Source organism: Streptomyces sp. NPDC046303, assembly GCF_055588085.1.
Map to the genome: position 1 here is coordinate 14655 of NZ_JBVJFA010000025.1, position 13221 is coordinate 27875.

Annotated in this window: 16 protein-coding genes; 12 read left to right on the top strand and 4 right to left on the bottom strand. The window is 73.2% G+C overall.

Annotated features, from left to right (window positions below; all coding sequences use genetic code 11):
- Positions 1 to 60 precede the first annotated feature (60 nt).
- The gene (locus ACZ6I1_RS24505; protein ID WP_469290491.1) at positions 61 to 225 is read right to left on the bottom strand and encodes a hypothetical protein; all 165 of its coding nucleotides are present in this window, start codon (positions 223 to 225) and stop codon (positions 61 to 63) included.
- A 222-nt stretch (positions 226 to 447) separates the two neighbouring features.
- On the opposite strand from ACZ6I1_RS24505, the gene ACZ6I1_RS24510 reads away from it, so the two are divergent.
- From ACZ6I1_RS24510 to ACZ6I1_RS24525, 4 genes are all read left to right on the top strand, one after another.
- Positions 448 to 1758: an NYN domain-containing protein gene (locus ACZ6I1_RS24510; protein ID WP_469290493.1), complete on the top strand. Its 1311-nt coding sequence runs from the start codon at positions 448 to 450 to the stop codon at positions 1756 to 1758.
- 28 nt (positions 1759 to 1786) lie between these two features.
- Positions 1787 to 2824, top strand: coding sequence for an ABC transporter ATP-binding protein (locus ACZ6I1_RS24515; protein WP_469290495.1), 1038 nt, complete (start codon positions 1787 to 1789; stop codon positions 2822 to 2824).
- A 71-nt stretch (positions 2825 to 2895) separates the two neighbouring features.
- Entirely contained in the window at positions 2896 to 3693 is a 798-nt protein-coding gene (locus ACZ6I1_RS24520) for an ABC transporter permease (protein ID WP_469290639.1), read from the top strand.
- Between the two features lie 49 nt (positions 3694 to 3742).
- Positions 3743 to 4399 carry a hypothetical protein gene (locus ACZ6I1_RS24525; protein WP_469290496.1) on the top strand — a complete coding sequence of 219 codons (657 nt, stop codon included), beginning with the start codon at positions 3743 to 3745 and terminating at the stop codon, positions 4397 to 4399.
- A 47-nt stretch (positions 4400 to 4446) separates the two neighbouring features.
- Here ACZ6I1_RS24525 and ybaK read toward each other — a convergent pair whose 3' ends face one another.
- From ybaK to ACZ6I1_RS24540, 3 genes are read right to left on the bottom strand one after another with little or no spacing between them, the layout of a single operon-like run.
- Entirely contained in the window at positions 4447 to 4941 is a 495-nt protein-coding gene (gene ybaK / locus ACZ6I1_RS24530) for a Cys-tRNA(Pro) deacylase (protein WP_469290498.1), read from the bottom strand.
- The gene (locus ACZ6I1_RS24535; RefSeq protein WP_469290500.1) at positions 4941 to 5678 is read right to left on the bottom strand and encodes an LON peptidase substrate-binding domain-containing protein; all 738 of its coding nucleotides are present in this window, start codon (positions 5676 to 5678) and stop codon (positions 4941 to 4943) included. The genes ybaK and ACZ6I1_RS24535 overlap by 1 nt, the downstream gene beginning before the upstream one ends.
- A gap of 45 nt (positions 5679 to 5723) precedes the next feature.
- On the bottom strand, positions 5724 to 7319 hold the full coding sequence (locus ACZ6I1_RS24540) for an oxidoreductase (protein ID WP_469290502.1): 1596 nt from the start codon (positions 7317 to 7319) through the stop codon (positions 5724 to 5726).
- Between the two features lie 125 nt (positions 7320 to 7444).
- Here ACZ6I1_RS24540 and hisD point away from each other — a divergent pair, with 125 nt between their 5' ends.
- From hisD to hisF, 8 genes are read left to right on the top strand one after another with little or no spacing between them, the layout of a single operon-like run.
- Positions 7445 to 8767 carry a histidinol dehydrogenase gene (gene hisD / locus ACZ6I1_RS24545; RefSeq protein ID WP_469290504.1) on the top strand — a complete coding sequence of 441 codons (1323 nt, stop codon included), beginning with the start codon at positions 7445 to 7447 and terminating at the stop codon, positions 8765 to 8767.
- On the top strand, positions 8764 to 9876 hold the full coding sequence (locus ACZ6I1_RS24550) for a histidinol-phosphate transaminase (protein WP_469290506.1): 1113 nt from the start codon (positions 8764 to 8766) through the stop codon (positions 9874 to 9876). The genes hisD and ACZ6I1_RS24550 overlap by 4 nt, the downstream gene beginning before the upstream one ends.
- Positions 9873 to 10466, top strand: a complete 594-nt coding sequence (hisB, locus tag ACZ6I1_RS24555; RefSeq protein ID WP_361751629.1) for an imidazoleglycerol-phosphate dehydratase HisB — start codon at positions 9873 to 9875, stop codon at positions 10464 to 10466. The genes ACZ6I1_RS24550 and hisB overlap by 4 nt, the downstream gene beginning before the upstream one ends.
- A gap of 1 nt (position 10467) precedes the next feature.
- Complete coding sequence (locus tag ACZ6I1_RS24560; protein WP_031148344.1) at positions 10468 to 10635, top strand: hypothetical protein; 168 nt, start codon at positions 10468 to 10470, stop codon at positions 10633 to 10635.
- Entirely contained in the window at positions 10632 to 11276 is a 645-nt protein-coding gene (hisH, locus tag ACZ6I1_RS24565) for an imidazole glycerol phosphate synthase subunit HisH (RefSeq protein WP_469290509.1), read from the top strand. Before ACZ6I1_RS24560 ends, hisH begins: the two co-directional genes overlap by 4 nt.
- Positions 11276 to 12013: a bifunctional 1-(5-phosphoribosyl)-5-((5-phosphoribosylamino)methylideneamino)imidazole-4-carboxamide isomerase/phosphoribosylanthranilate isomerase PriA gene (gene priA / locus ACZ6I1_RS24570; RefSeq protein ID WP_469290511.1), complete on the top strand. Its 738-nt coding sequence runs from the start codon at positions 11276 to 11278 to the stop codon at positions 12011 to 12013. The genes hisH and priA overlap by 1 nt, the downstream gene beginning before the upstream one ends.
- Positions 12010 to 12399, top strand: coding sequence for a RidA family protein (locus ACZ6I1_RS24575; protein ID WP_469290513.1), 390 nt, complete (start codon positions 12010 to 12012; stop codon positions 12397 to 12399). Before priA ends, ACZ6I1_RS24575 begins: the two co-directional genes overlap by 4 nt.
- Complete coding sequence (hisF, locus tag ACZ6I1_RS24580; RefSeq protein WP_469290515.1) at positions 12396 to 13151, top strand: imidazole glycerol phosphate synthase subunit HisF; 756 nt, start codon at positions 12396 to 12398, stop codon at positions 13149 to 13151. Before ACZ6I1_RS24575 ends, hisF begins: the two co-directional genes overlap by 4 nt.
- The last annotated feature ends 70 nt before the right edge of the window (positions 13152 to 13221 follow it).

Below are 13221 nucleotides of genomic sequence, written 5' to 3' on the forward strand. Positions count from 1 at the left end.
CGCGTGAAGGGCCCGCCGGCGCTGCCGGGCGGGCCCTTCGCGTCACCGGACGCTGCCGCGTCAGTTGTGGCCGAACTTCTTCGTCTTGCTCTTGTGGGCCAGATCCATCGGACTCGGCGCGTGCGAGGCCGACTCGGACGAGGATTCCGCCGAGCTCCTCGACGGGTCCTGCGAGGACGAGCGGGCCTGCTGCTTCGGCTGCTTCTGCTGCTTGTTCTTGGCCATGGTGGAGCCTCCGTGGTGGGGTCTAGGGGCCAGGACCGCCTTCACACTCACACAGCGCCAGAAATCGCGCATTTTGGATCATTACCGCGCGTAGCCGGGACCCCTCTCCCGCCCCTTTGTGAGATCCGCCACGCCGATGATCGAGTTCCGGCCGTCAACGCCCTTGCGGTCGGGCAGACTCGGGGCACCCGCGAAAAACACAGAGGACCCCCAGGGAAGAGGGTGGAACGCGTGGACCGCTGCGTCGTCCTGGTGGACGCCGGCTATCTGCTGGGCGCCGCCGCGAGCCTCCTCGCAGGGGAGCCCTCCCGCTCCCGCATCACCGTCGACCACGCCGCCCTCATCCAGGGCCTGCGCGAACGGGCGGAGGCCGACACCGAGCAGCCCCTGCTGCGCATCTACTGGTTCGACGGAGCACCCGACCGGGTGCCGCAGCCCGAGCACCGGCGGCTGCGCGTCATGCCCCGCGTCACCGTCCGCCTCGGCGCCCTGACCCGAAGCGACGGCCGCTGGGCGCAGAAGGGCGTCGACGCCGCCATGCACGCGGAACTCACCGAGCTCGCCCGCAACCGCGCCTGCTCCGACGTCGTACTGGTGACCGGCGACGGCGACCTGCTGCCCGGCCTGATGTCCGCCAAGGAACACGGGGTCGCCGTCCACCTGTGGGCCGTACAGGCCGCCGACGGGGACTACAACCAGTCCGAGGACCTCGTCGCCGAAGCCGACGAACGCCGCGTCCTCGACCGGGCCTGGATCACCCGGGCCGTCCGCGCCAAGGACCTCACCGGCCTGTGCTCCCCGCCGCCCGCGCCCCGCCCCGACATCGCCGCCATCCTCTCCGCCCCGCTGCCCGAGGCCGCCCTTGCCGAGGCCGCCCGCAACAGCTCCGCCCCCGCCGGGGACGAGGAAGGCGACGGCCTGCCGGTGCCCGCGCCCGCCACCGCCGGCGCCAGAGCCGTCCCCACCCCCAAGGACCTCGCCGGCTCGCTGCGCGCCCCCGGCCAGCAGGCGGCGCCGCCGAACGGGCAGCACAGCGGGCAGGCCCCGGCGGGCAGCGCCCTGCGCTGGTCCTCCGACAAGGGCTGGATCGACCGGGCCGGACCGCTCGGCGAACCCGCCGAGACCGCCTCCCTGCCCACCCTCGCCCAGCTCACCAGCGCGGAGCAGCGCTGGGCCGACCGGGAAGAGGACATCACCACCGTCGGCGGGGACCCGTTCGAGGTGGGACAGGTGTTCGCCCGGCGCTGGATGGAACGGCTCCCGGAGACCGTGCACCTCCAGAAGCTGGCCACCATGTACCCGCGCATCCCGCACCGGATCGACGGCGAGCTGCTGCGCTACGCCGCCAGGTTCGGCCTCCTCGCGCACAAGGACGACCAGATCGACGAGCACGACCGGTACGCCATCCGGGCCGGGTTCTGGCGGGAGATCGACGTCCGGGCCGCCGCCGAACACGTGGCCGCCGTACCCTCCGCGGCCCCGGGATCCGCGTCCCTGAACGCGAGCGGCCCGGCGACCCCGGGGGCCGAGTAGGGGGAGGAGCCGCGTAGGCTGCTCCCTCGTGAGGACGGGCACAGCACAAGAGCAGAACGGCACAGCGGCAGCCGCGCGAGCCGGCTCCGACGTCGTCTGCGCGGTGCGCGACCTGGTCAAGACCTATCCCGCCGTACGCGGCCGGCGCGGGGCTCCCGCCCTGCCCGAGACCCGTGCCAGCGACGGCATCTGCCTGGACGTCCGGCGCGGCGAGATCTTCGGACTGCTCGGCCCCAACGGCGCCGGGAAGTCCACCCTGGTCCGCCAGCTCACCGGCCTGATGCGCCCTGACGCCGGCACCGTGACCCTCCTCGGCCACGACCTCGTACGCCACCCCGAGCGGGCCGCGCGGCTGCTCGCGTACCTGGGGCAGGAGTCGACCGCACTGGACGAGCTCACCGTGTCCCTGGCCGCCGAGACCACCGGGCGGCTGCGCGGGCTGGACGCGCGAGCGGCGCGGACGGCGCGGGACGCCGTACTGGAGGAGCTCGGACTGACCGGGATCGCCGGGCGGCCCCTGAAGAAGCTCTCCGGCGGGCAGCGGCGGCTCGCGTGCTTCGCCGCCGCGCTGGTGGGGGAGCGGCCGGTCCTGGTCCTCGACGAACCCACCACCGGCATGGACCCCGTCGCCCGGCGCGCCGTGTGGTCGGCCGTGGACCGGCGGCGCGAGCGGCACGGGGCCACCGTCGTCCTCGTCACCCACAACGTCATCGAGGCCGAGACCGTCCTCGACCGGGTCGCGGTCATCGACCAGGGAAAGGTCATCGCCTGCGACACCCCGGCCGGACTCAAGGCCGAGGTCTCGGGCGAGGTCCGGCTGGAGCTGGTGTGGCGCGAGAGCGCCCCGCTGGACGTGCCCGAGGTCGCCCTGCTGCGCGCGGACGCCGTCGAGTCGGGACGGCGCTGGGTGCTGCGGCTGCCGCCCGACCGGGCACGGGCCGCGGTGGCCGCGGTCACCGGCGGCCCGGCCTTCGCCGCCCTCGACGATTTCAGCCTGGCCACGCCGAGCCTGGAAGACGTCTACCTCGCACTCGGCGGCAAGGCGAAGGGGCTGGTGAAGTCGTGAGCGACCGCTCGACGGGCGCTGTCGCGCCGATCGCCGCGGCCGGGCCCGGCGCCGCACAGCCGGCCGCCGACGTGCGGGCCGCGGACGTGCCGGCCGCCGCCGGGGGGCCGGCGGCAGCACCGCTCGCGCCCCGGGCCGGGTTCCTGCCCGCGCTGGCCGCCGTCTACCGGGCGCAGCTGTCGAGGGCGCGGGTGGCGCGGATCCCGCTGCTGTTCGTGGCGACCTTCCAGTCCGTCGGGATCATGATCCTCATGCGGGGGGTGGTGGACGGCGGCTCGGAGGCCCGGGCCGTCGTGGCCGGCTCCTCCGTCCTCGTCGTCGCCTTCGTCGCGCTGAACCTGCTCGCCCAGTACTTCGGGCAGCTGCGGGCGAGCGGCGGACTCGACCACTACGCCACGCTGCCGGTGCCGCCCGCCTCCGTGGTGCTCGGCGCGGCCGCCGCGTACGCCTCCTTCACCCTGCCGGGGACCCTGGTCACCGCCGTGTTCGGCTGCGTGCTGTTCGGTCTGCCGATGGGCGGGCTGTGGATCCTGGCCGCGGTGGTGCCGCTGGCCGGGGCGGCGCTGGCCGGGCTCGGCGCGGCGCTGGGGCTGCTGGCGCCGCGGCAGGAGCTGGCCACCCTGGCCGGGCAGCTCGGCATGTCGGCCGCGCTGCTGCTGGGGGTGCTGCCGCCCGAGCGGATGCCGGACGTGATCGTGTGGGCGCGGGACCTGCTGCCGTCCACGTACGGGGTGGAGGCGTTCGCGCAGACCTTCGCCCCCGATCCGGACTGGGCCGCCGTCGCGCTCGACCTCGGCGTGTGCGGTGCGGTGGGGGTCCTGTCGCTGGCCGTCGCCACCTGGGCCTACCGGCGGGCCTCCGTCCGCTGACGCCGGTGCCGGGCGCCACCCCTCCGCCGGGACCTGGCACGATGTGGGGGTGACCGAAGCCGTGACCCCGCCGTCCCCCTGCGACCCGCCGTCGCTCCCGCCCGAGAAGCCGGAGGCGCCCGCCGCGGCCGTCACCCCGGAGGAGGTCCGGGACGGGGCCGCCGTCGCCCTGGCGGTCGGGGTGGCCGGAGTGCTGCTCGGGCTGCTGTGGGTGTGGCTGGCGCCGCGCGTGCAGTACGTCTCCAACGGGGAGTCGGTGTTCCTGCGCAACAGCGAGAGCGAGGCGCGGATCGGGGCCGACGGGACCTTCTTCCTGCTCTCGGCGGGGCTGGGCGTGCTGAGCGCCGCCGGCACCTTCCTGTGGCGCCGGGCCGGCGGTGTGCCGCTGGTGATCGGGCTCGCGGTCGGGTCGCTGTTCGCGTCGCTGGCGGGATGGCGGTTCGGACTGTGGCTGGGGCCGTCCTCGGACTTGGCCGCCGCAGCCGCCAAGGCGGGCAAGGGGGTGCCGTTCGACGCACCGCTGCAACTGCTGGCGCACGGGGCGCTGCTGGCCTGGCCGATGGCCGCGGTCCTGGTCCACCTGGCCCTCACGGCCCTGTGGTCCCCCCGCGACCCGGAACCCGGCCCGCCGCCCGGCTGGACCGGCGTCTACCCGCCGCCGCACGTCCACGCCGACCCGGCCGCGCCGGAGCCTCCGCGCCCCTGACCGCGCCGCCCCTGACCGCGCCGCCCCTGACAGCGGCGCCGCGGAGGCTACGGGCGGGCGATGGGGGCCAGCACGGCCCCGGTCAAGGAGGCCAGGGCCGACGGGGACAGCTCGACCTCCAGGCCGCGGCGGCCCGCCGAGACGCAGATCGTGGCGTGCCCGGAGGCAGAGGCGTCGAGCACCGTCCGCAGCCGGCGCCGCTGGCCCAACGGGGAGATCCCGCCCCGCACGTAGCCCGTCGTACGCTCCGCCGCCGCGGGATCGGCCATCGCCGCACGCTTGCCTCCGACGGCCGTGGCGAGGGCCTTCAGGTCCAGCGATCCCGACACCGGGACCACCGCCACCGTCAGGACCCCGTCCACGTCCGCGACCAGGGTCTTGAAGACCTGGGCCGGGGAAAGCCCGAGCGCTTCCGCCGCCTCCTCCCCGTACGAGGGATGCGCCGGGTCGTGCTCGTACGCGTGCGTCGTGAAGGCGGCGCCCGCCGCCGTGAGGGCCGCGATCGCCGGGGTTCCGGCCGCCTGCTTCGGCTTCTTCGCCATCAGTTCGGGCTCGTCGGAGCTCGGGTCAGGTCCACCGCGGGCAGGGACGGCAGGTGGCGGATCACCGCCGTCTCGGTGCGCAGGAGCTTGAGTTCCTCCGCCAGCCGGGTCGCCGTGTCCGGGGCCTGGAGCAGCCGCTGCTTGGCGGGGATGTCCAGGACCGCCGCCGCTGCCACCAGATACGAGACCACCGACGGGTCGTCGGGGAGTTCCGCACCCGTCAGGGACCGCTCCCGGGCCCCGGCCAGCCGCTTCTGGTAATTGCGGAAGGCCCGCAGCACCCCCTCGGCCAGCGCGCCCGCACCCTCGCCCGCGTCCTCCGGGAGCTCCTCCAGCTCCGCGGTGAGGAACGCGCCCGAGGAGTCGACCGACAGCAGCCGGACCCGCGCCGTGCCCGTCGCGAGGACCTCGAAGCTGCCGTCCTCCCGCTCCCGGATCGTCGCCGCGTCCGCGATGCAGCCCACGCGGTGGAAAGCCTGCACCGGGTCCGCACCGAAGCCCGCGGCCGGGCCCCGCTCGGGCAGGGAGGTCTGGTCGGGCAGGCCGGGCGCGGTCGGCGCGACCTCACGGCCGTCGCGGATGGCGACGACCGCGAAACGGCGCGGCTCGTCCTCGCTCGTCTTCAGCAGCTCGCGCATCATGGCGCGATAACGCTCCTCGAAGATGTTCAGCGGGAGGACGAGTCCCGGGAACAGCACCGAGTTCAGCGGGAAGAGGGGCAGGCGAACGGTGGTCACGAGGCACAGGGTAGTGGCCGCCGGGCTCGGGCGTGTCGTGCGCCGTCACCCTCGCCTCAGCAGCCGGGACGCGCCCGCCGCCACCGTCGTGGCGAGGATCCACCCCAGGAGGACCAGCGCGGCCGCCCCCCACTGCCAGCCGCCGTCCACCTTCCACTGGGCCTGCTGCCCGAGGTCGATCACCGGAAGCAGCAGGTCCAGGGCGTACAGGGCGGCATCCCACTCGGGGTGCTCGTTCTCCTTGATGGGCGGCGGCCGGTGCTGGGAGAACAGCAGCGCGCCCGCCGCCCACAGCACCGCCATCCACAGCGCGGCCCGGCCCGGACGGTAGCCGTAGACCACCGTCCAGTCCTGGAGATAGCCCCAGGCCTTGGCGGCCGGCGGCAGCGTGGCCCGGCGCCGCCGCTGCTTGGCCAGCAGCACCTCGCGGGCGTCCGCGTCCTCGCCGCTGGCCCGCAGTACGGCCGCGAGGCGCTCGTAGGGCTCCGGCGAGTACTCGGGGGTCGCCGCCTCCAGCCACTCGAGCCGGCGGGAGAGCGGGAAGTGACCGCGCGGGGCGAGGTTCTCGTAGACGAATCCCTCGATGGACACCCCGCCCGGGCCCGGCCAGCTGGTGGAGGTGTCGACGAGCTTGACCACCTTGGCCCCCGACACCACGACCCGCCCGCGCTCCGGCCGCTCGCCGACGAAGCGGAACTCCGGGGTCTGGATCCTGCGCAGGGATATCTCCTGCTCCTCCGTGAGGACGAAGCGCGCCCCGTAGAAGTCGATGGCGTCGCCGAAGCGGCCGTCGTCCAGCCGCATCCCGCCCCGGCACTCGAAGCGCTGCGCGCGCTGCCCGCGCGTCGGCGTCAGGCCCAGGCCGTACGGGGGAGTGGAGGAGTTCGAGCCGGGGACGTAGTCCCGCGCGATCGAGGTCAGGTACAAGGTCCGCTCGACGGTCAGCTGCGGCGCGTTCAGCGCGTACCTCCCGTACGGATTGCGCAGGCGGGCCCCGCGCATGTTCATCGACACCCCGACCGTCGCGCCGCGCAGGCTCACCTCCCCGTACGTCTCCAGCAGCTCGCCCTGGAAGTCCTGCGCCACCGACATCCCGTCGGCGGTGATCGCCCGGCCCTTGCTGTCCCGCTGCACCACCGCCTGGCTGATCAGCAGGTCGGTGCCGATCTGCGCGTCGGTCAGCCGGATGCCCCGGGCCACCCGGCAGCGCGGCATGTGCAGATCGCCCTCGGTCTGCAGGCGGGCCGCCTCCAGCCGGGGAATCGCGCAGTTGATCAGGCGCAGGGTGCCGAAGCGGGTCTCGGACAGCTGGATCTCGCTGTCGAAGCGGCAGGACTGCAGCTCCACGTACGGGCCGACCGTGCCCCCGGACAGATCGAGCCGCCCGGTGATCCGTACGCCGCGCAGCTTGAGCGAGGCCACCCGGCCCGGGACCGGAGACGGTCCGTGGAGCAGCAGCAGGGCCACCACCTGGGCGCGGACACTGCGCTCGGGGCCCCACACGTGCTCGGCGTGCGGATCGTCCCGGTCGGCCGCGCGGACGCTGAGGTCGCAGACGCTGCCGGTGCGGTACGCCTCCCACATGCGGTGCTCGGCGGCGGTGAGATCCGCCGGTTCCTCACCCGCGCGTGCCTCGGTCATGGCGGCCCCCCTCCGCTGTCACCTACATGTAGATCAAAGCTATCGGGGGGCTGTGACAACCGGGGCGTGTATCAGCCAGTGATACGGGCGAACGGTGGCGTGAGCCGGTCTGAGAGAATTGGGGCGTGATCTCTCGTATCGACCTGCGCGGTGACGCCCTCCCCGAGGGTGGCGCCCTGCGCGATCTGCTGCCCCGTGCCGAGTTCGACGTGGAAGCCGCCCTGGAGAAGGTGCGGCCCATCTGCGAGGACGTCCATCATCGTGGCACGGCGGCGCTGATCGAGTACGCGCAGAAGTTCGACGGGGTCGAGCTCTCGCAGGTCCGGGTGCCTGCGGAGGCCATCGCGGCTGCCCTGGAGCAGCTGGACCCGGCCGTCCGCGCCGCCCTCGAGGAGTCGATCCGGCGCGCCCGGATCGTGCACCGCAACCAGCGCCGCACCGAGCACACCACCCAGGTGGTCCCCGGCGGCACCGTGACCGAGAAGTGGGTTCCGGTGGAGCGCGTGGGGCTGTACGCCCCGGGCGGCCGTTCCGTGTACCCGTCCTCCGTCGTCATGAACGTCGTACCGGCGCAGGAGGCCGGCGTCGAGTCGATCGCGCTCGCGTCCCCGCCGCAGAAGGAGTTCGGCGGCCTGCCGCACCCGACGATCCTCGCCGCGTGCGCGCTGCTCGGCGTGGACGAGGTGTACGCGGCCGGCGGCGCCGTCGCCGTCGCGATGTTCGCGTACGGCACGGAGGACTGCCTGCCCGTGAACATGGTGACCGGCCCGGGCAACATCTGGGTCGCCGCCGCCAAGCGCTACTTCACCGGCAGGATCGGCATCGACACCGAGGCCGGCCCGACCGAGATCGCGGTCCTCGCGGACTCCACGGCCGACCCGGTCCACGTGGCCGCCGACCTGATCAGCCAGGCCGAGCACGACCCGCTGGCCGCCGCCGTCCTCGTCACCGACTCCGCCGAGCTCGCGGACGCCGTCGAGCGGGAGCTGGAGCCGCAGGTCGCGGCCTCCAAGCACGTCCACGACCGGATCAAGCCGGCGCTCGCCGGCAAGCAGTCCGCGATCGTGCTCGTGGACAGCCTGGAGGACGGCCTCAAGGTCGTCGACGCGTACGGCGCCGAGCACCTGGAGATCCAGACCGCCGACGCGGCCGCCTGGGCCGCCCGCGTGCGCAACGCCGGCGCGATCTTCGTCGGCCCGTGGGCGCCGGTCTCGCTCGGCGACTACTGCGCCGGGTCGAACCACGTGCTGCCCACCGGCGGCTGCGCCTGCCACTCCTCCGGCCTGTCCGTGCAGTCCTTCCTGCGCGGCATCCACATCGTCGACTACACGCGCGATGCCCTCGCCGAGGTCACCCACCACGTGGTGACGCTGGCCGAGGCCGAGGACCTGCCCGCGCACGGCGCCGCCCTCAAGGCCCGCTTCGGGTGGAAGGTGCCGGGCCAGTGACCGGAATCGGAATCGACGACCTCCCCATCCGGGACGAACTGCGCGGAAAGTCCCCGTACGGCGCCCCGCAGCTCGACGTGCCCGTCCAGCTGAACACCAACGAGAACCCGTACCCGCTCCCCGAGCCGCTCGTACGGCGCATCGCCGAGCGCGTCGCCGACGCCGCCCGCACCCTCAACCGCTACCCCGACCGGGACGCGGTCGAGCTGCGCACCGAGCTGGCCGCCTACCTCACCCGTACGGCCGGGCACCCGGTCACGCGGGAGAACGTATGGGCCGCCAACGGCTCCAACGAGGTCATCCAGCAGCTGCTGCAGACCTTCGGCGGGCCGGGACGCACCGCGATCGGCTTCGAGCCCTCGTACTCGATGCACGCGCTGATCTCCCGCGGCACCGGCACCGGGTGGATCACCGGCCCCCGCCGGGACGACTTCACCATCGACGTGGCGGCGGCCGAGCAGGCCATCGCCTCCAGCGCCCCGGACGTCGTCTTCATCACCTCGCCCAACAACCCCACGGGCACCGCGGTCGAGGCCGAGACCGTCCTCGCGCTCTACGAGGCCGCGCAGGCGGCCAAGCCGTCCCTGGTGATCGTGGACGAGGCGTACGTGGAGTTCAGCCACCGCGACTCGCTGCTGCCCCTCATCGAGGGACGGCCGAACCTGGTGGTCTCCCGGACCATGTCCAAGGCCTTCGGCGCCGCCGGTCTGCGCCTGGGCTACCTGGCCGCGCACCCCGCCGTGGTCGACGCCGTCCAGCTGGTGCGCCTGCCGTACCACCTGTCGGCCGTCACCCAGGCGACCGCGCTGGCCGCCCTGGAGCACACCGACACCCTGCTCGGCTACGTCGAGCAGCTCAAGGCCGAGCGCGACCGCCTGGTCGGGGAACTGCGGGCCCTCGGCTACGAGGTCACCGAGTCCGACGCGAACTTCGTCCAGTTCGGCAGGTTCGAGGACTCCCACACCGCCTGGCGGAAGATCCTCGACCAGGGTGTCCTGGTCAGGGACAACGGCGTACCGGGCTGGCTGCGGGTCACCGCCGGCACCCCGGACGAGAACGACGCGTTCCTGGAAGCGGTTCGCGCACTGAAGAAGGAGCAGCACGCATGAGCCGCATCGGACGGGTCGAACGGACCACGAAGGAGACCTCCGTCGTCGTCGAGATAAACCTCGACGGCACCGGCCGGGTCGACGTGTCGACGGGCGTGGGCTTCTTCGACCACATGCTCGACCAGCTCGGCCGCCACGGCCTCTTCGACCTCACCGTGAAGACCGACGGCGACCTGCACATCGACACCCACCACACCATCGAGGACACCGCCCTCGCGCTCGGCGCCGCCTTCAAGCAGGCCCTCGGCGACAAGGTGGGCATCTACCGCTTCGGCAACTGCACCGTGCCGCTCGACGAGTCCCTCGCCCAGGTGACCGTGGACCTGTCCGGCCGCCCCTACCTCGTGCACACCGAGCCCGAGAACATGGCGCCGATGATCGGCTCCTACGACACGACGATGACCCGGCACATCTTCGAGTCCTTCGTCGCGCAGGCCCAGATCGCCCTGCACATCCACGTCCCGTACGGCCGCAACGCCCACCACATCGTGGAGTGCCAGTTCAAGGCCCTCGCACGGGCCTTGCGCTACGCCGCCGAGTTCGACCCGCGCGCGGCCGGCATCCTTCCCTCGACGAAGGGCGCCCTCTAGCGTGAACGGGCTCAACACGATCCTGATCGTCCTCGGCCTGTTCCTGGCCGGAGGCGTCTACTCCTTCCAGAAGCAGCAGATGCCCAAGTCGGTCGTCATCCTGCTCGCCATCGGCTCCGCGATGTGCCTCGCCGCCGGAGTCCTGCGAATCCAAGGAATCTGGGAATGAGCGCAGCACGCAAGACGGTCGTGGTCTTCGACTACGGCTTCGGAAACGTCCGGTCCGCCGAGCGCGCCCTGGCCCGCGTCGGCGCCGACGTCGAGATCACCCGCGACTACGACAAGGCCATGGACGCCGACGGGCTCCTCGTCCCCGGTGTCGGCGCCTTCTCCGCCTGCATGCAGGGCCTCAAGGACGCCCGCGGCGACTGGATCATCGGACGCCGGCTGTCCGGCGGCCGCCCGGTCATGGGCATCTGCGTCGGCATGCAGATCCTCTTCGAGCGCGGCATCGAGCACGGCGTGGAGACTTCAGGTCTCGACGAGTGGCCCGGCACGGTCGGCCCGCTCAAGGCCCCGATCGTCCCCCACATGGGCTGGAACACCGTCGAGGCCCCGGCCGACAGCCAGGCCTTCGCCGGACTGGACGCCGACGCCCGGTTCTACTTCGTGCACTCCTACGCGGCGCGCGAGTGGAGCCTGGAGATCACCAACCCGGCGATCCGCGCCCCCCGCGTCACCTGGGCCACCCACGGCGAGCCCTTCGTCGCGGCGGTGGAGAACGGGGCCCTGTGGGCGACCCAGTTCCACCCCGAGAAGTCCGGCGACGCCGGAGCCCAGCTCCTCACCAACTGGATCGAGACCCTGTGATGACCGAGCCCGCAGCGAAGCTGGAACTCCTCCCCGCGGTCGACGTCCGCGACGGCCAGGCCGTCCGCCTCGTGCACGGGGTGTCCGGCAGCGAGACCTCCTACGGCTCCCCGCTCGAGGCGGCCCTGGCCTGGCAGCGCTCCGGCGCCGAATGGCTGCACCTCGTCGACCTCGACGCCGCCTTCGGCACCGGTGACAACCGCGCCCTGGTCGCCGAGATCACCCGCGCCATGGACATCAAGGTCGAGCTGTCCGGGGGCATCCGCGACGACGCCTCGCTCGCCGCGGCCCTCGCCACCGGCTGCACCCGCGTCAACCTCGGCACCGCCGCCCTGGAGACCCCCGAGTGGGCCGCCAAGGCCATCGCCGACCACGGCGACAAGATCGCGATCGGCCTCGACGTCCGCGGCACCACCCTCAAGGGACGCGGCTGGACCAGCGAGGGCGGCGACCTGTACGAGACCCTCGCCCGCCTCGACTCCGAGGGCTGCGCCCGCTACGTCGTCACCGACATCGGCAAGGACGGCACGCTGACCGGCCCCAACCTGGAACTGCTCCGCAACGTCTGCGCCGCCACCGACCGGCCCGTCGTGGCCTCCGGCGGCATCTCCAGCCTGGACGACCTGCGGGCCCTGTCCGAGCTCGTCCCGCTGGGCGTCGAGGGCGCGATCGTCGGCAAGGCCCTGTACGCCAAGGCCTTCACCCTGGAAGAAGCCCTGAAGGTGGTCAACGCATGAGCAGCCCTTCCGAAGTGCGCCGCATCTCCTCCGGCGGCCCCTACGAGGACGTCATCGGCTACTCGCGCGCCGTCCGGCTCCCCAACGGCCTCGTCCTCGTCTCCGGCTGCACAGCGGCCGACGGCGGAGGCCCGTACGAGCAGGCGGTGACGGCCTTCGGCGTGGCCTTCAAGGCCCTGGCGCAGGCCGGTCTCGGCCCCGAGCACGTGGTGCGGACCCGCATGTACCTCACCCACGCCCGGGACGTGGACGAGGTGGGCCGCGCCCACAAGGAGCTGTTCGACGCGGTCCGCCCGGCCGCATCCATGATCATCGTCTCCGGCTTCGTCGACCCCGGCATGGTCGTCGAGGTGGAGGTCGAGGCGTACAAGGGAGACGCGGCATGACCCTCGCCGTACGGGTGATCCCCTGCCTGGACGTGGACAACGGCCGCGTCGTCAAGGGCGTCAACTTCCAGAACCTGCGCGACGCCGGCGACCCGGTGGAGATGGCCAAGCTGTACGACGCCGAGGGCGCCGACGAGCTGACCTTCCTCGACATCACGGCGTCCTCCGGCAACCGCGAGACCACGTACGACGTGGTGCGGCGGACCGCCGAGCAGGTCTTCATCCCGCTGACCGTGGGCGGCGGCGTCCGCACGGCGGACGACGTGGACAAGCTGCTGCGGGCCGGTGCGGACAAGGTGGGCGTGAACACCGCCGCCATCGCCCGCCCCGAACTCATCCAGGAGATCGCGGAGCGCTTCGGCCGGCAGGTACTGGTCCTGTCGGTGGACGCCCGCCGCACCGCCTCGGGCTCCTTCGAGGTCACCACCCACGGAGGCCGCCGCGGCACCGGCCTCGACGCCGTCGAGTGGGCCCACCGGGCGGCCGAACTCGGCGCCGGGGAAATCCTGCTGAACTCGATGGACGCCGACGGCACCAAGGACGGCTACGACACCGAGATGATCACTGCCGTGCGCCGGCACGTCACGGTCCCGGTGATCGCCTCGGGCGGTGCCGGCAAGCTCGAGCACTTCCCGCCGGCGATCGAGGCGGGCGCCGACGCGGTGCTCGCGGCCTCGGTGTTCCACTTCGGCGACCTGCGCATCTCCGAGGTCAAGGCAGCGCTCCGGGAGGCGGGCCACCCGGTCCGCTGAGCCCGCCTCGGTTCCCCCGCGGGGCTTTCTCAAGATGGCGGAAGCTCTTTCTCGAGAAAGCCCTGCGGCG